Annotated in this window: 18 protein-coding genes and 1 other annotated feature; of the genes, 2 read left to right on the forward strand and 16 right to left on the reverse strand. The window is 43.0% G+C overall.

Annotation, left to right across the window (positions count from 1 at the left end; genetic code table 11):
* Window positions 1–59 precede the first annotated feature (59 nt).
* On the reverse strand, window positions 60–2,813 hold the full coding sequence (locus tag NQ508_RS11750) for a translation factor GTPase family protein (protein WP_006428250.1): 2,754 nt from the start codon (window positions 2,811–2,813) through the stop codon (window positions 60–62).
* 273 nt (window positions 2,814–3,086) lie between these two features.
* Between NQ508_RS11750 and NQ508_RS11755 the strand changes: the two genes are divergently transcribed.
* Window positions 3,087–3,950, forward strand: a complete 864-nt coding sequence (locus NQ508_RS11755; protein ID WP_044920335.1) for a phosphoribosylaminoimidazolesuccinocarboxamide synthase — start codon at window positions 3,087–3,089, stop codon at window positions 3,948–3,950.
* A gap of 233 nt (window positions 3,951–4,183) precedes the next feature.
* Entirely contained in the window at window positions 4,184–4,924 is a 741-nt protein-coding gene (locus NQ508_RS11760) for a DUF6198 family protein (protein ID WP_006428247.1), read from the forward strand.
* Window positions 4,925–4,948: 24 nt separating this feature from the next.
* Here NQ508_RS11760 and spoVAE read toward each other — a convergent pair whose 3' ends face one another.
* From spoVAE to NQ508_RS11835, 15 genes are all read right to left on the reverse strand, one after another.
* Window positions 4,949–5,305, reverse strand: a complete 357-nt coding sequence (spoVAE, locus tag NQ508_RS11765) for a stage V sporulation protein AE (protein ID WP_006428246.1) — start codon at window positions 5,303–5,305, stop codon at window positions 4,949–4,951.
* A 12-nt stretch (window positions 5,306–5,317) separates the two neighbouring features.
* Window positions 5,318–6,322 carry a stage V sporulation protein AD gene (locus NQ508_RS11770; protein WP_006428245.1) on the reverse strand — a complete coding sequence of 335 codons (1,005 nt, stop codon included), beginning with the start codon at window positions 6,320–6,322 and terminating at the stop codon, window positions 5,318–5,320.
* Between the two features lie 48 nt (window positions 6,323–6,370).
* Window positions 6,371–6,829, reverse strand: coding sequence for a SpoVA/SpoVAEb family sporulation membrane protein (locus tag NQ508_RS11775; protein WP_006428244.1), 459 nt, complete (start codon window positions 6,827–6,829; stop codon window positions 6,371–6,373).
* Window positions 6,830–6,832: 3 nt separating this feature from the next.
* Window positions 6,833–7,249: a stage V sporulation protein AB gene (locus NQ508_RS11780; RefSeq protein ID WP_022415886.1), complete on the reverse strand. Its 417-nt coding sequence runs from the start codon at window positions 7,247–7,249 to the stop codon at window positions 6,833–6,835.
* Entirely contained in the window at window positions 7,209–7,883 is a 675-nt protein-coding gene (locus NQ508_RS11785) for a stage V sporulation protein AA (protein ID WP_006428242.1), read from the reverse strand. Before NQ508_RS11785 ends, NQ508_RS11780 begins: the two co-directional genes overlap by 41 nt.
* 5 nt (window positions 7,884–7,888) lie before the next feature.
* A complete protein-coding gene (locus tag NQ508_RS11790; protein WP_130096232.1) occupies window positions 7,889–8,074 on the reverse strand; it encodes a hypothetical protein in 186 nt (61 codons plus the stop codon).
* Window positions 8,075–8,139: 65 nt separating this feature from the next.
* Window positions 8,140–8,853: a SigF/SigG family RNA polymerase sporulation sigma factor gene (locus NQ508_RS11795; RefSeq protein ID WP_006428240.1), complete on the reverse strand. Its 714-nt coding sequence runs from the start codon at window positions 8,851–8,853 to the stop codon at window positions 8,140–8,142.
* Window positions 8,832–9,287 carry an anti-sigma F factor gene (gene spoIIAB / locus NQ508_RS11800; RefSeq protein ID WP_006428239.1) on the reverse strand — a complete coding sequence of 152 codons (456 nt, stop codon included), beginning with the start codon at window positions 9,285–9,287 and terminating at the stop codon, window positions 8,832–8,834. The genes NQ508_RS11795 and spoIIAB overlap by 22 nt, the downstream gene beginning before the upstream one ends.
* The gene (gene spoIIAA, locus NQ508_RS11805; RefSeq protein ID WP_022415889.1) at window positions 9,288–9,599 is read right to left on the reverse strand and encodes an anti-sigma F factor antagonist; all 312 of its coding nucleotides are present in this window, start codon (window positions 9,597–9,599) and stop codon (window positions 9,288–9,290) included.
* Window positions 9,600–9,682: 83 nt separating this feature from the next.
* Entirely contained in the window at window positions 9,683–11,047 is a 1,365-nt protein-coding gene (locus tag NQ508_RS11810) for a tetratricopeptide repeat protein (protein WP_006428237.1), read from the reverse strand.
* 31 nt (window positions 11,048–11,078) lie between these two features.
* Window positions 11,079–11,228 (reverse strand): hypothetical protein, encoded by a 150-nt coding sequence (locus tag NQ508_RS11815; protein ID WP_006428236.1) that lies wholly within the window; start codon window positions 11,226–11,228, stop codon window positions 11,079–11,081.
* Window positions 11,221–12,561, reverse strand: a complete 1,341-nt coding sequence (locus NQ508_RS11820) for a bifunctional folylpolyglutamate synthase/dihydrofolate synthase (protein ID WP_006428235.1) — start codon at window positions 12,559–12,561, stop codon at window positions 11,221–11,223. The genes NQ508_RS11815 and NQ508_RS11820 overlap by 8 nt, the downstream gene beginning before the upstream one ends.
* A complete protein-coding gene (locus NQ508_RS11825; RefSeq protein WP_006428234.1) occupies window positions 12,548–14,752 on the reverse strand; it encodes an LTA synthase family protein in 2,205 nt (734 codons plus the stop codon). The genes NQ508_RS11820 and NQ508_RS11825 overlap by 14 nt, the downstream gene beginning before the upstream one ends.
* 63 nt (window positions 14,753–14,815) lie before the next feature.
* Entirely contained in the window at window positions 14,816–17,476 is a 2,661-nt protein-coding gene (locus NQ508_RS11830; protein WP_006428233.1) for a valine--tRNA ligase, read from the reverse strand.
* Between the two features lie 66 nt (window positions 17,477–17,542).
* Window positions 17,543–17,796: a binding site (T-box leader), on the reverse strand.
* Window positions 17,797–17,874: 78 nt separating this feature from the next.
* Window positions 17,875–18,819 (reverse strand): AEC family transporter, encoded by a 945-nt coding sequence (locus NQ508_RS11835; protein WP_006428232.1) that lies wholly within the window; start codon window positions 18,817–18,819, stop codon window positions 17,875–17,877.
* Between the last annotated feature and the right edge of the window lie 14 nt (window positions 18,820–18,833).

Raw genomic sequence — 18,833 nt, forward strand, 5'->3', positions numbered from 1 at the left:
TATGTTCTTGCATATTCTTACATATTTCTTGTATATTCCATGCATACTATATTAGTTTATCATTCTTCCGGATTCTTTCCAAGTCTGATTTTTTCCATTTTTCTCACGAATTCCTCATCCGCATGGTCAAACAGATAATTCCTGTCACTCACTCGTTGCTTTTCATTATCCTCTTCGATCAGCTTTCTGGTATATTCGATCTCCTCGAGAAAATCTCTGGAAGAAATACGGGTTCCACCCTGTCCCATCGTGATCACCTGCTCTACTCCGTCAGACGTCACAACTGTTACATGATACTTTCTTCCTATATGATGAACAACCTTTTCGATGTACTGATCGGCTGTCTCTGCTTCTTTTGTATATACAACATGGATATTGTGGTATTTCTGGATCTCAAGCGCATAACCCTCTACCTTGTATGCATCGAACACAAGAATCAGAACGCATTTCTTATATCCCTGATAATTACACAGGATGTCCATCAGCTTATCCCGTGCCGCCTCAATACTGACTTTCGCCAGTTCTTTCAGCTCTTCCCATGCGAAAATGACATTGTATCCGTCAACCAGCAGATATTCCTGCATGGCTTCTTCTTTTTTAAGTTGCTTTTTGGCATACTCACTTTCATAAGTTTTCGGTGTCAGTCCGCCTTTTCTTTCTACTTTTCCATATGTCCGGATAAATATCTCTTCCAGCTCTTTTTCTTCCGCTTTGGAATAGACTTTCGGAGTTCTTGCTGCTCTTGGCATCTGACGGGCTGCCTGCTCCGACTGTCTCTTTGCTTCTTCTAATGCACGTTCCTTTTCTAACTGATTCTCCAGATGCATATATTCCGGTACCTTGTCCCATGAAACGTTAAATCCTGCACCATGGGAACAGAATACGGAACCGGTCGGGTTCTCAATGTCGCGTTCCGGATCATAACCAATCTCTTCGATCACTGCTTCTGCATTCTGGCAAGGTTCATAACCGCGGAATGTACAGGTCAGATGTCCCTGTCCTCTTGTGTAGGAATTCACTTCCATCTGATAATCCCGCATATCTGCAACCGGTGCATAGCCTTCGATCGTCGTCATCTCTCCTTCTGTCTGCGGCGTACCGGCCTCCCCATTCATCCGCTGGATATCTGTAAGTGCCCGTCCGATCATTCCTGACGGGACCTCCAGCTGGAAATCATAATACGGTTCCAACAGTACACTCTCTGCCTGCATCAGTCCCTGACGCACCGCACGGTAAGTTGCCTGCCGGAAATCTCCTCCCTCGGTATGTTTCAGATGCGCCCTTCCTGCCGTCAATGTAATCTTCATATCTGTGATCACAGAACCGGTCAGCACACCTCTATGTTCTTTCTCCAGAAGATGGGTAAGGATCAGACGCTGCCAGTTTTTATCTAGCATATCTTCACTGCAGTCTGTTCCAATCACAATACCGCTGCCTCTTTCTCCCGGTTCCATCTTCAGATGTACTTCCGCATAATGCCGGAGCGGCTCAAAATGTCCCACACCTTCCACGGTATTCTGTATAGTCTCTTTATATACGATATTACCGGTGTCAAATTCTACTTCTACGCCGAACCTGTCTTTGATCAGGCTTTTTAATATCTCAATCTGGACTGCTCCCATGAGTTTTGCATGAATCTCTCCCAGTTCTTCATTCCACACGATCTTAAGCATCGGATCTTCTTCTTCGAGTATCCGTAAGTTTCCAAGCATTTTGTGAACGTCACAGCCTTCCGGGAGTTCGATTTTGTAACTTAAGACAGGTTCCAGTGCCGGTGCTTCGGAATCGCATTCTATGCCGAGGCCTTCCCCCGGATAAGTGTAATTCAGTCCGGTTACCGCACAGATCCTGCCGGAGCCTGCTTCCTGTACCATCTCGTATTTTTCTCCAGAATAGATCCGGATCTGGTTGACCTTTTCTTCCCAGCCGTTCATAGCTGTCTCGGATGTATCTTGTGTACGGTCAGATTCGTTCTTGCTCTGCTGCCTTCCTGTCGTTCCCGTCAATGTATCTTTTACCTTCAGAGTTCCGGATGTCACTTTCAGATGCGTCAGTCGGCCGCCGGATGGGTCTCTCGATATCTTGAAAACTTTTGCACCAAAATCACATGTACCAGTGTCTGTATTATTTATCTGCTCATTTCGTCCTATATAAGCAGACATCCCGTCCATAAATTCCTGCACACCTTCAATCTTTAGCGCCGAACCGAAATAACACGGATACACCTTTCTGCTTCCGATCATCTCCGCAATCGTATTTTCTTCCACTTTCTCCGATTCCAGATACTCTTCCATCGCTTTCTCATCACACATGGCAATGCTGTCATATGTTTCTTCCGACATTTCCGAAAAATCAATGCATCCTTCATCCAGTCTGTTCTGCAGATCTGCCAGTACCTTTGCCTTATCTGTTCCCACCTGATCCATCTTATTGATGAATATGAACGTCGGTATCTGATATCTTTTCAACAGGCTCCAGAGCGTGCGTGTATGTCCCTGCACCCCGTCAGCTCCGTTGATCACCAGGATCGCATAATCCAGTACCTGCAAGGTACGCTCCATTTCTGCGGAGAAATCCACATGCCCCGGTGTATCCAGAAGCGTTATCCCCAGATTGCCCATTTTTAATTCTGCCTGTTTGGAAAAGATCGTGATTCCTCTTTCCCGTTCCAGTTCGTATGTATCTAAGAATGCATCTTTATGGTCGACTCTTCCAAGCTTTCTAATCTGCCCGCTTAAGTAGAGCATGCATTCCGATAATGTCGTTTTCCCAGCATCCACATGCGCCAGAATTCCAATTGTAATATGTCTCATAATTTCGTTCCTTACTGTCTTTTATTTTTTCTTTCTTTTGTCTTTTCTCTGCTTCATATTTTCACCGATTTTCCGCTTATTATCTGTCGTTATCAGTCACTATTACCATTACTTATCAGTATTCTTTTTTACGATATTGTTATTATACAACATAATTTATATTTTGTACTTTTTTTCGAAATTTTGCAATTTACTATTGTTTTTTTCCGCAAAATCTGTTTGACTATTAGTGAAGACATATTAAAAAAAATAATAAATAAGCGAGGTATTGTTATGAAACCAATAAAAGAAGGTAAAGTCCGTGAAATTTATGATAACGGAGACAGCCTGATTATGGTTGCCACTGATCGTATCAGTTGTTTTGACGTAATTCTTAAGAACGTTGTTTCCAAGAAAGGAACCGTTCTGACACAGATGTCTAAATTCTGGTTCGACCTGACAAAAGACATTCTTCCAAACCACATGATCTCTACTGATGTGAAAGATATGCCTGAATTCTTCCAGAAACCAGAATATGACGGAAACAGCATGATGTGCAAAAAGCTTGAGATGCTTCCAATCGAATGTATCGTACGTGGTTACATTACAGGAAGCGGATGGAAGAGCTATAAAGAAAATGGCACTGTATGCGGTATCAAACTTCCGGAAGGATTAAAAGAATCCGACAAGCTTCCAGAGCCAATCTACACACCATCCACAAAAGCTGAGATCGGAGATCATGACGAAAATATTTCTTATGAGCAGAGTATTGCCCACCTTGAGAAATATTTCCCTGGCAAAGGCGAAGAATACGCAGCCAAACTTCGTGACTGTACAATCGCTCTCTATAAAAAATGTGCAGACTACGCATTAAGCCGTGGTATTATCATCGCCGATACAAAATTCGAATTCGGTCTTGATGAGAATGGTAACATGGTGATCGGTGATGAGATGCTTACACCTGACAGTTCTCGTTTCTGGCCAGTAGAAGGTTATGAACCGGGACATGGACAGCCATCATTCGACAAACAGTTTGCACGTGACTGGCTGACTTCTCACCCGGATAACGACTGGACTCTTCCGGATGACGTAGTTCAGAAAACAATCGACAAATATCTTCAGTGCTACAAGATGATCACAGGCAAAGAACTTGCTTAATTTTCCTGTATCCAGAGAATCAAACTCCTTGCGGTTCTCTCAGATATCTGATTAGGTAGCGATACATACTCCCGTCGGCAACTGTCTCATTGACAGTTTCTGACGGGAGTTTTATTATATTTACAGAACTTGCCATCGACAACGTCTCTTGTATATTTGGATATCTACAGGATCTGCCGATGACAGTTTTTACATTTTTATACAAAATTCTATAGAAAGAAGTGGCTTTATATATGCAAAAAACATATTTTTACCGTGGACTTTTCTATCTCATGGGACTTCTTATTCTCGCTCTGGGAATCACGCTGAACACAAAAACCGGACTCGGTGTATCTCCTATCATCTCAGTGTCATTCAGTATCTCTACGATCTGGCATTTTAATTTTGGAAATACTACACTGGTTCTTTATGCTCTTTTTGTTGTCGTAGAGATGATCCTACATACGATCCGAAGTCTCCATGCCAGACAATCGGAAGGTCTTCCTCTGGAACACGCTAATCAGATGAACCTGAAACTGGTCCTTTTTATGGACATTTTACAATTCCCGCTAAGCCTGATTTTCACCCGGTTCCTGAATATATTTTCCGGTATGATCCCTGATCTTTGGACAACTTATCCTGATTCTTTTTCCGGAAGTTTTCCCGGAAGGATCCTCTTTCTGATCATTGCCATCATTCTGACAGGCGTCGGTGCCGCCATGTCTTTGAACATGCGTATCATCCCCAATCCCGGAGATGGAATTGTTCAGGCAATCTCCGATTTCATCCACAAAAGCGTAGGATTTACCAAAAATTGTTTCGACCTTTTTAATATCTGTCTGACAATCTCTGTTGGTCTTATCTTTGCGCATCACCTGGTAGGCATCGGAATCGGAACGATCCTTGCCGTGATCGGGGTCGGACGTGCTATCGCCGCATTTAATCATTTCTTCAAACAGCCGATGGCAGTACTTTCCGGTATGAACGAATCTTAATGATCTCTTAATCCGGGTTCACAGCTATTTCTTCATCTTTGGCTCAAAGATCAGGGACGCCAGATAGCCAAAGATGAGAGCCGCTGATATACCTACTGCACTGGCTTTAAATCCTCCCATAAAGATTCCGATAAATCCTTCTTTTTCTACGGCTTCTTTTACACCTTTCCACAGAAGATTTCCAAACCCCAGTAACGGTACACTGGCTCCTGCTCCGGCAAAATCCTGAATAACCGGATATATCTTAAATGCTCCCAGTACAGAACCGCTGCAGACCAGAAGCACCATGATTCTTCCGGGCATCAGCTTCGTCCTGTCCAGCAGTATCTGCGTCAGAGCACAGATCAGTCCCCCTACCCAGAATGCATTGATATAATCCATAATCTTTTCCTCCTAGCAATGTTCTAAGACAATTCCATGTGCGATCCCCGGTACACTGGCTCCTTCATTATAACTGACGGTTGACATAAGTGCTCCCGTCGGTACAAAGAGTACACGTTTCCACTCTCCTCTTGATATCTTTGGCAGGATATAAGCGGATAATGTTGCGGCCGCACAACCACAGCCACTTCCTCCGGCATGTGTATCCTGCATATTCTGATCAAAGATTGTCATTCCGCAATCCATATGATTTATCTTGATATCATGTTCTTTTCCCCTCATAAGGTCGAATAAAATACTCTGCCCCACATAGCCAATATCTCCGGTAATGATCCTGTCGTAATCCGTTTCTTTTCTTTCAAAATCCTCCAGATTCTGAATGATCGTATCACATGCGGCCGGAGCCATACATGCTCCCATATTCTGTGAGTCTTTCAGACCGTAATCCACAATTTTTCCTACTGTCACCCCGGTTATCCTCACATGACTTCTATTTTTCCCCACGATAAATGCTCCGCTTCCGGTCACTGTCCAGTGTGCCGATAATGGTCTCTGATTCGCATATCCGAGAGGAAAACGGAATTCTTTCTCAGCACTTCCGAAATGACTGGATGTTACCGCCAGCATCCGTTCTCCATATCCCGCAGCTACACTCATCGAAGCCAGGGCAAGTGCTTCTCCGGAAGTCGAACATGCTCCATATAATCCGAACATCGGGATCTGAAGTGTCTCTACTCCCATTGAAGTTGCCACTCCCTGCCTTAACAGATCTCCACCGAACAGATAACGGATACTCTCCGGTGCCAAATGTGCTTTACCAAGAGCCAGAAGACATGCTTCCTTCTGCATGGTGCTTTCTGCTTCTTCCCAGGTATTCTCCCCGAAAAGATCTTTCTCTGCCACCATATCGAACATACCGCCCAAAGGTCCTTCTCCTTCTTTTTTCCCAACAACCGAAGCACTCTCTTCAAGGTACGGAGATACCTCAAAGGCTATACTTTGCTTTCCCTTTATCATTCATCTTATCCTTTCCCGACATATTTACATATCTGAGATCCTCTGCCGTCATAATACTCCGACAATTCTTAACAGCCAGTAGAACAGTCCCAGAACCCAGCTTGTAAAGATTCCATACAGAATCACCGGACCTGCAATCGTAAATATCTTACAGCCGATTCCCATAACCTGTCCTTCTTTTTTGTATTCGATTGCCGGTGCTGCCACCGAATTGGCAAATCCGGTGATCGGAACCAGCGCTCCGGCTCCGCCCCATTTTGCAATCCTTGGATAGACATTGAATCCCGTCAGTACTGCACTCAGAAATACCAGAAGCATAGAACACCAGCCGCCACTTATATCTTTATCTAATCCTGCCTTCTCACAGATATTCAAAATTCCCTGTCCCAGCACGCAGATTGCGCCTCCTGTTACGAATGCTTTTGTCATATTAGCAGGCAGATTATGCACCGGTGTTTTTTGCTTTACATAATTTTCATAAGCCTGCTGCTGTCTTTTTTTATCCATTTTTTACCACCTTTTCCAAAAAAACAGTAATGCTCCTAATCCTTTTCCAAAAGCGATTCCTATAATGATCGCTCCAATCCCTCTCACAAGCCGGATTCTCCTGATGAAGATTGGAAAGAGATCCAGCATCTCAGTAAGAGCCATCGCCCAGCATCCTACAAAGATTCCACCGAAAAGTCCCGCCAGCGGAACCAGCCAGCTTCCGTATGGTATCGTGGGATGATAGACAGAGATGATTGCTCCGATACTGCCGCCCACTGCAATGGCATCTTCATAGAGCATAACATGCTCACCTGTATGTGTCCTGTCCGCAAAATCCGACACCACCCCCAGTCCGATAATAAAAGAAAATAAACCTCCGGCCGCCGTAATTCCGGCACTAAGTCCCAGAATTGCCAGGAATATGTTTTTCATCCACATCCAATTCTTTCTCCTTTCTGGAGTACGTTTCCACAAGCGTCGTCTGTATATCATTTTCATACAGTCGCATCTCTACCTCCATTGGTGTCGGATCTACCGACAGCCGTTTTTTACCGAAATGATTAAAGAATGTCAGAATTCCGATGATAATACCAATACAATACATAAATTCCAGAATCGTAAATCCATTCGACTTTGTTCCGGTCAGAAGTTCGTATATCTGTCCGAACATTTTTGTCACGCCTACATCATTATTGAATGCCATTGTTGAAAATGCCGCTCCGAAAAAACTGATCATCACCACCATGACAATCTTCGCCACGTGAATAACTCCGCCTTTCCCATCCTGTTCTTCATATGTCACGATGAAATCCGTCTCCCCGATATTTTCCACAGAAGCCTCCGGATAGATTTCATGGATCTTCTGTATCACTTTTAAGACCGACATGACCACTCGTCTTTCCCTTTTATTATCCGGGTGATGAAATGTCAGAAGATGCGTACTTCTGATTCTGGCCAGCATTGCAGGATTGACGCATTCAATCTTCAATACATCTCCAAGCGTTACCGACTTTTTTGCGACCTCTATATTCCGGTCTGCTTTTATATATATATCATCAGAATTCGCGGTCATCTTCTTCACCTCCTGTTTATCTCATCATTTTTTGCAGTTATTTCCATTCTTTTTATCAGTGTTCCTTCATTGACTCCGTGATTGCCTCTTACATCATGGAAGTAATAAATCAGCCCGATGATCACTGCCAATGTCACAACAAAGATCAGGCACATCCTGATCTTTCTTCTGGCATCCTCCATCTTACTCACCCTTTCCATCCAAGTTTCATGAGTTAGTATGGCTGATTTTCCAGAATATATTCATGATGTGCCTGTCAGATACGTTCTCTTAGATTTTTTAATATTTTCTTTTCCATTCTGGAAACCTGAACCTGGGAAATTCCCATTTCCTTTCCTATCTGAGTCTGTGTCTTTTCGGCAAAATATCGCAGATAGATCAGTTTTCTTTCTTCTTTATCCAGACTTGTCAGGAGCTCTTTTAACAGCAGATGATCCAATACTCTTTCTTCCGCACCGTCCTCCTTTCCTACTTTTTCCATCAGTGAAATCTCCTGTCCTTCTTTTTTGTATACCGGCCGGTGTAGTGATTCCACATCCGTACATGCATCCATCGCCATCGTAAGTTCTTCCGGTGACACATCAAGATACTCTGCAAGTTCTGTGACCGACGGCTCCCTTCCAAGCTTTCTTCCGAGTACTTCCTGGGCCTGATATCCTTTATAAGACAGTTCTTTTAACGACCGGCTTACCTTTATCATCCCATCATCTCTTAAGAAGCGCTTGATTTCTCCACTGATCATCGGAACAGCATAAGTTGAGAATTTCACTTCATAACTCAGATCAAACTTGTCGATTGCTTTCAGTAATCCAATCGTTCCAATCTGAAACAGATCTTCCAGCTCTGTTCCCCTTCCCGTAAATCTTCTTACAATACACCAGACCAGTCCTGTATTTTCCTCCACAATCTGAGCTCTTGCTTCTTCATCCCCTTCGTGAGATTTCTGAATTAAAGCGATTGTGTGGTCCATACCTTTCGTCCTTTTCCAATTGTTTTCTGCATTTTCACAATAGTTCCTTTTCCCGGCTTTGAACTTACTTCTACCTGATCCATGAAAGCTTCCATAAAAGAAAATCCCATCCCGGACCGGTCAAGCTCCGGTCTTGTAGTAAATAACGGTTCCATCGCCTTCTTTACATCTTCCATTCCTTTTCCATGATCTTCTATCTCGATATACAAAGTATCCCCGCATGTCTTACAACGAAGCGTGATCTTCTCTATCCGGCTTTCGTATCCGTGGATGATCGCATTGGTTACAGCCTCTGATACCGCAGTCTTTACATCTGCTACTTCCTCCACTGTCGGATTCAGCGATGTCATAAATGCAGCAACCGCCACTCTTGCAAATGCTTCATTGGATGAATAACTGTCAAAAATAATCGTCATTTCATTGGTATTTTCCATTTATTTCTCCTCCTCATAAATCTGCATAATCTTTGTTACTCCTGACATCATAAGAATCTTCCTGATCCTCTCGCTTGTATGTACCGCACACACTTCACCGCCCAGCATATAGATCTTTCTGTAACGACCCATGATCACTCCGATTCCGGAACTGTCACAGAATTTTGTATCCGCAAAGTCAAAGATCACATAACGTATGTGATTGTGTTCAATCAGATGATCTGATTCTTTTCGTATCTCTTCTGCATTATGATGATCCAGCTCCCCCGGTAAAAATATAGTAAGACAATTTTCCTGTACCTGATATTTCATGTTATATACTCCCCTTACATACTTAAGTATAAAAGAAAAGGACATACACTTTACCGTGTATATCCTTTTCTTTCGTACATTTTCTAATTATTATTGTCTTTGGTCTTTTTGGCATTTTGTACATCAAGAGCATTCTGTGCCTCTGTTGCTGCCTCTGTCCCGTTATATTTTTCGATGATCTTCTGATAATACGTATTCGCCTTATCCTGCTTACCCTGTTTTTCATAGGACTGTGCAAGAAGAAGCATAGCCGCACCATCCTGATATCCTTCGTCCATCTGTACGACTTGCTCCAGATTCGTCACTGCCGTATCATAATTTGCCACCTGATAATTCTTCTGTGATGTTACATACAGACTCTCACAGACTCTTGGATATATCTTTCCTGTCAGTGTATCATACTCTTCTTTTCCAGATGCTCCAAGTGTCTCTGAATTAATCTTCAGAAGTTCCTCTGCCAGTGCCGAATTACTCATATCTCCGGTTGAATAATGAGATATAACGGTCATCAGTGATTCATAGCTTGTCTTTGTGATCTCTGCTGTCTGCTGCTGATTCTCTGCTTCTTTACTGCTGCTCCGGTAATTATCCAGCTCTTTTTTCAGTGCACTGATCTGTGATTTCTGAGTTGCGATCTGATCACTGAACTTAACGGTCTGCTTATTCAGCTTACTCTGTCTTGATGCAGACACAGCCGGCATGATTAAGAATCCCATAACTGCCACACCTACAATAACACCGATTGCAATATTAACCATTGTATGCAGGCCGACATTATCTTTTAATCCTGAAGCAACCGGTTGAATGATCGTCTCATTTCCGATATTATAAGTAACTGTCTGTCTGCCCTTTTTCTTCTTTCCGGTATCTTTATCGTCTATCAGGCGGATGTTTCTTGACTTCCGTACCTGATTCAACTCATGCATGTAACGCATCGTGATATCGTCGGTCTTATCCAGTTTGTGAGCGATCCGGATATTCTTTCTCGCTTCTGCATACTGTTCTTCCATAATGTAAAGGAGCGCCAGAAGCTGGTATGCTTTCACATACGTCGGATGCATCTCGATTGCTTTCTTAAGCTGCATAACTGCCAGATCTTCACATCTCTGATAACAGTAATCCAAAGCCTGATTATATCTTTTTATAGCCTGATTGATTCTGTCCAGATCATCTCTTTTTTCTTTTACTTTCTGGATATAATAATTCGCAATATTCTCCTTAGGCTGAAGATTCTTGCTTAAGACCCATTCTGCCAGCGCTTCTACCACATCGCCTCGTCCATAATAAACAAGTCCCAGAAGATTTCTTGACGCAATATTATCTCTGTTATATTGTAAACTCTTCTTAAGCGATGTAATGGCACCGGTCAGATCCCGGATATTCGCTTTGTTAAGTCCGTCATTATACCAGTAATTCGACTGATACGCCAGTTTTGTTGTGTAATCCATATACTTCCCTCTATATTCTCTCTACCGCAGTTTACTGTGGATCATCCTGCTTTGTCTGTTCGATTACTTCTCTTAAAAGATCTGTCATGTCTGTCAGATCATCCTGGTAAATCGCATCTCCCAGTTCCTCTACTTCCAGACTTGGCTGGAACTTCTTTAATTCTTCTTCAAAATCAAGCATCTATGGCACCTCCTGCCAGTAACTTCTTCATCATTCCTACGAGGTACAAAGAGCCAAGACAGTATATCTCTCCCGTCTCTCCCCGTTCATTCATTGCTGTTCTCACGGCATCTTCTAATCGTTCTTTACAGTACACCGGTCTGTCTGTGTATCTTCGGAAGACATCAGCAAGTTCCTCTGCCGGAACACCTCTTTCGTCCTCGATCTGTGTGACAACATAAGCTTTCACATCCAGATTCTCACACAGATATTCTATCATCTGATCGTACTTTTTATCCGATACTGCTGAAAATAGTAATACCATTTCTCCACGTTCGGACTCATCCAGTGCTTTTACGCTTTCTACAAACGCTTCCATTGCGCCCGGGTTATGTGCACCGTCTACGGTAATATGTGCTCCTACCCGTTCCATTCTTCCTTCCCAGTGAAGTTCTGCAAGTGCTTCCTTCCACCGGTCCATATGTATCTCTTCTCCCGCAAGCAGATATTCCGACGCCTCCAGTGCAAGCTCTGCATTCATCGCCTGGTAACATCCGCACATCGGTACCTGAAAGATAACATCTTTATCATACGCACTCCGTCTGGAAAATGCAATATATTTGCGGTGAACTTCCTGAATTTCATACGCATTTTTCGTAACTTCTCTACAAGATACGCCCAGTTCCGAAGCTTTTGCCTTAATGACTTCCGCTGCTTTTTTACTGCTTCCGTCAAAGAACACCGGAACACCCGGCTTAATAATTCCGGCTTTCTCACCCGCAATCTTCTCGATCGTATCACCGAGGATCGCCGTATGATCCAGACTGATTGATGTTATGATGGCAAGTGCCGGATTGTCTATTGCGTTTGTCGCATCCAGCCGTCCGCCAAGTCCCGTCTCCAGAATGATATATTCTACATCTGTCTCTGCAAATGCTGTCATACCCATTCCAAATAGAAATTCGAAATACGAAGGATGTTCGATCCCGTCTTCCACCATCTGACGTACTATCTTTAAAACTTTTCGAAACACCTTCAGAAATGTCTCATTATCAATCTGTATATTATCTACCCGTATCCGCTCATTTACAGATACAAGATGAGGGGATGTAAAGAACCCTGTTCTCTTCCCCTCTGCCATAAGTATGGCCTGTAAGTATGCACATACAGACCCTTTTCCATTTGTACCGGCGACGTGGACAATTTTTCTGTCCGCCGCCGGATTACCCAATCTTTTTAAAAACGTTTTTGTGTGCTCCAGCGTATGTTTCTTTGTAAATTTCGGAATTTCTTCGATATACGCTGCTGCCTCTTCATATGTGAACGTTTCCGGTTCTTTTTTAGTTAACATCATAATCCTGATCCACCCAAGATTTGCTCTTATCGGTTGCTGTGCCTTCCTGTTTTACAAGCTGTCCGTTCTGATATGTGTACTTATCCGACATCCGGAATATCGTATCACTGGAACCAACCTGTCCAACCTGAATCACATCACCGTCTTTTAATTCTGTCTCCGACAGATTAATACGCGTATTATTCAGGAAGCTGCTCTTCTGCTTTTCACCATTGACATATACGCGGCTGTATTTTGTGAAGTTCTCACCGTACAGACTATATCCACTGTTCAACTGCGGAACAATACTGCTCAGTGACACATTACGGATTCCCATCACCATATGGCCTTCGGTGATTGGTGCTTTTCCGTTATATACATACTGCTTTCCATACAGGATATCATACTGCAGGAGTTCCAGATCTGAAAGGTAATTCTTTGTTCCCTTTCTCTGCTGATGATAATTGAATACGGTACCGGAATGGATATCCAGTCTGTTCAGTACCTCTGACATCAGCTGATATGCCGGGATATTCTTATCATCCTTCTGAAGTCCGATATTATCCCAGATTACATAATTCGTATTATATAAGTAACGGCTCTTTAAGTCTTCTGCCTTCAGTCCCATAGTCGGAAGATGATCTCCGTAGAATACGACAACAGATGGTTCATTTCTTTCTTCCACTGCCTTGATCAGATCACCTACAAACTGATCCATCTCATAGACCTGGTTAACATAATATTCCCATTTATTTTTCAGCGCTTCGTCTTCGATTCCTTCAACCTTGATCTTCGGATTCTCGATCACCTGTGTCTCCGGATAGTTTCCATGTCCCTGTACACTGACAGTAAATACAAAATCTTCCTGTTTTGTTGTATCCATGGCTTCCATAATATGATGTGTCAGAATCTCATCTTTTGCCCATCCATTCTCTGTCGTCTGCAGGACATTCATAAACTCCTTACTGGTAAATGTATCAAATCCCATGTTATTAAATACATTGGCACGGCTGTAGAAATTTCCTGTGTTATCATGTAATGCATGTGTTCCGTATCCAAGAGAAGCAAGCGCTGTCGCCGCACTCTCCGTCGGATGTTTTTTTGAATAAGTCTTATACGGATATTCTCCAGGTCCGAAATAACGAAGGTTCATACCTGTCAGCACTTCAAACTCTGTATTTGCCGTACCTGCTCCTACAGACGGTACTTTAAAATATCCGTTTGAATAATTCTGATATAAATTGTGCAGATTCGGGCATGCATCTTCAGATGTGGTGAAAAACTCTGCGTTTGCAACGTCAAAATATGACTCCAGCTGCACAACAATGATATTCGGAAGTTCATCAGAAGAACGGCTCGTAGCCGTCTGATTTAATTCTCCGTCCTTGTCAATCTTTGCCATTGCTTTCTTCGTATATCCATTTGGCTCACTGATTCCCGTGTTAAAAAGACTTGCCGAGAAGCAGTATGGAAGACCATAATCCTCATAAGCAAATGCAATATTTCCAAAATAAGTAGATACCACTCGTTTATCTATTGCTATATTCGTTACAAAAGTGTAAAGAACGCCACATACAATAATTCCGATCAGTGCTGCAATATGATGTATCTTACCTGCATACTGCCCACCGCGTCTCCACATAGATATCAGCCAGATCAGAAGTGCTACCGCTCCGACAGCGATCACAACCACTTCAAATCCATTACAGTAATTATTGATCAGCGCAATTCCATCCCCTGCGATCTTAAGATCCTGTGCATTGAACGGTGTAACTCTCTTTAACAGGATATAACCATTCGCGATTCCAAGAATCACCCAGATCGCACCGATGATCATACGGACAAATATCCTTCGTTTGAACAGATATACAATCGAAAATGTCACAAAGATCATAAATGCATTGTATAAGAATACCAGCGGTGTTCCTGTCATATAGTCCCAGGCTGCAACAACGGAGTGTCTGGAAATTGCTTCTATTACAAAGTTAATGATGCATGCAAGCAACGCATGAAATATCAAAGAGAATCTATTCATGAATGCATAGACCGGCTGCATCTTCTTTGCAAATGCACTGTTGCGTCTTGCTTCCAGTATTCTCTCACGTCGTTCATGTCTGCCTTTCCAGTATGCAATGACATCCTCTTTCTTCAAATTTTTTATTTTGCGGATTTTACCCTTGATATCCGGTTTTTTTAACTGAAGTTTTTTCATATAATCCCCTTTGATATCTAATCCGCAGTTATCCTGTTACCGATAACTGCGGAAATGTATTGTTTATGACTGTTTTGCTTTTAATCCTTCCAGTCTTTCTTTTACCTGTGCCATCATCTGCTGGTAGGTCTCCAGTTTGTCTCTTTCTTCCTGAACCTTTGCAGCAGGTGCTTTACTTACGAATTTCTCGTTATTTAACATACCGTTAGAACGTGCGATTTCTTTGGTAAGTCTTGCCTCTTCTTTTGTCAGACGCTCGATCTCCTGTTCAAAGTCGATCAGCTCTTCCAGTGGAAGGTATACGGTTGCATCCGGAACTACGATAGATACTGCATCGTCTGCAATACCGCTCTTGTCTTTCTGGATTACCAGTTCGTTCAGAGCTGCCATGTTCTGTGCAGCATGTCCAAGAAGTGCAAGTCCTGCTCCCAGTTCTTCATCCTCACATACAACGAATGCTGTAGCTTTTCTTGAATTTGGAACGTTCATCTCGGCACGTACGTTACGGATTCCGCGGATAATCTCTTTGTAGTGGTCTACAATGTTCTCATCTACTGGGAAGTTCCACTCTTCTTCATATACCGGCCAGTCAGACATCATCAGTGATTCTTCTTCCGGTACTAACTTGCTGTAGATCTCTTCTGTAACGAACGGCATATATGGATGCAGCAGTTTCAGTGATTTCTTCAGGACTTCTCTTAATGTCCACAGTGCCGCATTGGCTGCTTCCTGATCTTCATCTGCATGATAGATCGGATATTTTGCCATCTCAATGTACCAGTCACAGAACTCATCCCACATAAAGTCGTAAATCTTGGAAAGTGCGATACCAAGTTCGAACTTATCCATATTTTCTGTAACATCTTTTACAAGGCTGTTGCATTTTGACATGATCCAGCAGTCTGCAGGACGTTTTTCAAAGTTCGCCGGTTTCTTCAATTCTTTTTCATCCAGGTTCATCATGATAAATCTGGAAGCATTCCATACTTTATTGGCAAAGTTACGGCTTGCCTCTACACGTTCGTTATAGAAACGCATATCGTTACCAGGTGCATTACCTGTCATCAGTGTCATACGAAGTGCATCTGCACCATACTGATCAATGATCTCCAGTGGATCGATACCATTTCCAAGAGATTTACTCATCTTACGTCCCTGAGAGTCACGGACCAGACCGTGGATAAATACGGTGTGGAACGGTGCCTTTCCGGTATGCGCGTATCCTGAGAATACCATACGGATTACCCAGAAGAAGATGATGTCATAGCCTGTTACCAGCACATCTGTCGGATAGAAGTAATCCAGATCTTCTGTCTGATCCGGCCATCCAAGTGTTGAGAATGGCCACAGCGCAGAACTGAACCATGTATCCAGTGTATCTTCATCCTGTGTAAAGTGTGTGCATCCACATTTCGGGCATTTCTCCGGTGCGCCGTGTCCAACGACTACTTCACCGCACTCATCACAGTAGTAAGCCGGGATTCTGTGTCCCCACCAGATCTGACGGGAAATACACCAGTCACGGATATTCTCAAGCCAGTGCAGGTAGATCTTGTTGAAACGTTCCGGTACGAATCTTAAATCGCCGTTCTTGATTGCTTCGATGGCTGGTTTTGCCAGTTCTTCCATCTTAACAAACCACTGCTGCTTGATCATTGGCTCTACAGTTGTATGGCAGCGGTCATGTGTTCCTACGTTATGAGAATGTGGAACAACTTTTACCAGGTATCCCTGCTCTTCCAGGTCAGCTACCATTGCTTTTCTTGCTTCGTAGCGGTCCATTCCGGCATATTTTCCACCATACTGCTCATTGATCGTTGCATCATCGTTCATGATGTTGATCTCCGGCAGGTTGTGACGTTTTCCGACTTCAAAGTCGTTAGGGTCATGTGCCGGTGTGATCTTAACCGCACCTGTTCCGAATTCTTTGTCTACATAGTAGTCGGCAACGATCGGAATCTCTCTGTCTGTCAGAGGCAGTTTACACATTTTTCCTACGATGTCTTTGTATCTTTCATCATCCGGGTGAACTGCGATTGCAGTATCTCCAAGTAATGTCTCCGGACGTGTGGTTGCGATCTCCAGATAATCATCTGTTCCAACGATTGGATATTTGATGTGCCAGAAGAATCCGTCCTGTTCCTCATGTTCAACTTCTGCATCGGAAAGAGAAGTCTTACATACCGGACACCAGTTGATGATTCTGGATCCTTTGTAAATATATCCTTCGTTGTATAATTTGATAAATACTTCTTCTACGGCTTTGGAACATCCTTCGTCCATTGTGAAACGTTCTCTGTCCCAGTCACAGGATACACCTAATTTCTTTAACTGTCCTTCGATAGTTCCGGCGTATTCTTCTTTCCACTGCCATGTTCTTTCCAGGAATTTCTCTCTTCCTAATTCTTTCTTGTCAATTCCTTCTTCTTTTAACTGATTTGTAACCTTAACCTCAGTAGAGATAGCCGCATGGTCTGTTCCCGGAATCCAGAGTGCATTGTATCCCTGCATTCTCTTATAACGGATCAGGATGTCCTGCAGTGTATTATCCAGGGCATGTCCCATGTGAAGTTTACCTGTAATGTTCGGTGGCGGCATTACTGTAGTAAATGGTTTCTTGCTTCTGTCTACTTCGGCGTGGAAATATTTGTTATCACACCATTTTTCATATAATTTTGCTTCAATCGCTTTGGGATTGTAAGTCTTTTCCAGGTTTTCGCTCATAGTTTCCTCCTCATTTCACACATTTTTCACATTTTTTTATTAAATGAAAAAACCCTTTACATCGACGTAAAGGGCGATTGTAGTCGCGGTACCACCTTCATTATATAGGAAGAAATCCTTCGCTATATATCTCATCTTATTCTTTAACGGGAACGACTCCGGGATGAACTAATTCTACTTTATCATAAGTTACAGGTTCATTCATCCGGCTCCGAAGCTACCTTCCGACGTCTCGTATTCCTTAAGTGTCTCTCAGCCGATGGATCACTCTCTCTGGTATGGACGAACTTACGTGTACTCCTCTTCATCAATGCCTTTACGTATAAACTACTGAATATGATAGCCATCGAATCCCCATTTGTCAAGGATTTTAGGGATTTTTCAGAAACTCTTAAGGGTTACACCAATCCGAAACACTTCATGATATAGAGCCATCCCGTCAGGGTAAATGCGCTGCACATAGTCGTCAGCATAACTACACTCGAAGACACAACTCCTTCATGTCCCATATTCTTAGCCATAACATAACTGCTGACTGTTGTTGCCGATCCGAGCATGACTAAGATTGCGATCAGTTTCTCTCTCCGAAACCCGGTTGCCACTGCAAGCGGCATGAACACTGCTACAAATCCCACTAATTTGATAAACGCAGCGATCACGGTCGGTTTAATCTTGCCAAATGCTTTCTTAATGTCAAATGTAGCTCCCATCGCCATCAGTCCCATCGGTGTTGCTACGCCGCCAATACCGCTGACGGCCTTATGTAAGATCACCGGCATCGGAAGTTTCAGTGCCGACCATAACAGACCTGCCACAATACCGATGATGATTGGATTCGTAATGATACCGATCAGTGTCTTCTTGATCAGTGCTTTATCCATGCCTTTTTGTCCCGGCTTGAAAAATGACAGTACAACCACCGCCATAATATTATAAAGCGGCACACTTCCAATGATCATAAGCGGTGCCTGACCGGAATTACCATAGATATTCTGGATAAATGCGATCCCCAGAAGTGCCGCACTGCTTCTGTACGCTCCCTGGATAAATTCTCCCTGAATACTTCTGTCTTTCAACAGGCAGGAGATTCCGATTGCGATCGTGATACTGATCAATGTAATAATAAAACAGAAGATTACAAATTTCGTATCCCACGCCTCTTTAATGTCTACAACTGCCAGATCGCCAAATAATAATACCGGAAGCGGAACACGGAACACGAATTTGTTCATCTTATTAGCAAATTCCTCATCCATCCACCCGATCTTATTGAAGAACAGTCCCAGTATCATCATTAAGAAAATGGGGACTGTTGCATTTAAACTGAATACCAGATTGTCCATTTCTTTATTTCCTC

Origin of the sequence: Dorea longicatena (assembly GCF_025150085.1) — a bacterium.
In the GTDB taxonomy this organism is placed as follows: domain Bacteria; phylum Bacillota; class Clostridia; order Lachnospirales; family Lachnospiraceae; genus Dorea_A; species Dorea_A longicatena.

Excerpts from the sequence above, each read along its gene's own strand:
- NQ508_RS11830 (WP_006428233.1), bottom strand. The coding sequence starts at position 17,476 with ATGAGCGAAAACCTGGAAAAGACTTACAATCCCAAAGCGATTGAAGCA.
- NQ508_RS11785 (WP_006428242.1), bottom strand. The coding sequence starts at position 7,883 with ATGACCGCGAATTCTGATGATATATATATAAAAGCAGACCGGAATATA.
- NQ508_RS11760 (WP_006428247.1), top strand. The coding sequence starts at position 4,184 with ATGCAAAAAACATATTTTTACCGTGGACTTTTCTATCTCATGGGACTT.
- spoIIAB (WP_006428239.1), bottom strand. The coding sequence starts at position 9,287 with ATGGAAAATACCAATGAAATGACGATTATTTTTGACAGTTATTCATCC.
- NQ508_RS11815 (WP_006428236.1), bottom strand. The coding sequence starts at position 11,228 with ATGCTTGATTTTGAAGAAGAATTAAAGAAGTTCCAGCCAAGTCTGGAA.
- NQ508_RS11770 (WP_006428245.1), bottom strand. The coding sequence starts at position 6,322 with ATGATAAAGGGAAAGCAAAGTATAGCCTTTGAGGTATCTCCGTACCTT.
- NQ508_RS11755 (WP_044920335.1), top strand. The coding sequence starts at position 3,087 with ATGAAACCAATAAAAGAAGGTAAAGTCCGTGAAATTTATGATAACGGA.
- NQ508_RS11750 (WP_006428250.1), bottom strand. The coding sequence starts at position 2,813 with ATGAGACATATTACAATTGGAATTCTGGCGCATGTGGATGCTGGGAAA.
- spoVAE (WP_006428246.1), bottom strand. The coding sequence starts at position 5,305 with ATGGATTATATCAATGCATTCTGGGTAGGGGGACTGATCTGTGCTCTG.
- spoIIAA (WP_022415889.1), bottom strand. The coding sequence starts at position 9,599 with ATGAAATATCAGGTACAGGAAAATTGTCTTACTATATTTTTACCGGGG.
- NQ508_RS11835 (WP_006428232.1), bottom strand. The coding sequence starts at position 18,819 with ATGGACAATCTGGTATTCAGTTTAAATGCAACAGTCCCCATTTTCTTA.
- NQ508_RS11820 (WP_006428235.1), bottom strand. The coding sequence starts at position 12,561 with ATGATGTTAACTAAAAAAGAACCGGAAACGTTCACATATGAAGAGGCA.
- NQ508_RS11825 (WP_006428234.1), bottom strand. The coding sequence starts at position 14,752 with ATGAAAAAACTTCAGTTAAAAAAACCGGATATCAAGGGTAAAATCCGC.
- NQ508_RS11775 (WP_006428244.1), bottom strand. The coding sequence starts at position 6,829 with ATGGATAAAAAAAGACAGCAGCAGGCTTATGAAAATTATGTAAAGCAA.
- NQ508_RS11780 (WP_022415886.1), bottom strand. The coding sequence starts at position 7,249 with ATGTGGATGAAAAACATATTCCTGGCAATTCTGGGACTTAGTGCCGGA.
- NQ508_RS11795 (WP_006428240.1), bottom strand. The coding sequence starts at position 8,853 with ATGGACCACACAATCGCTTTAATTCAGAAATCTCACGAAGGGGATGAA.
- NQ508_RS11810 (WP_006428237.1), bottom strand. The coding sequence starts at position 11,047 with ATGGATTACACAACAAAACTGGCGTATCAGTCGAATTACTGGTATAAT.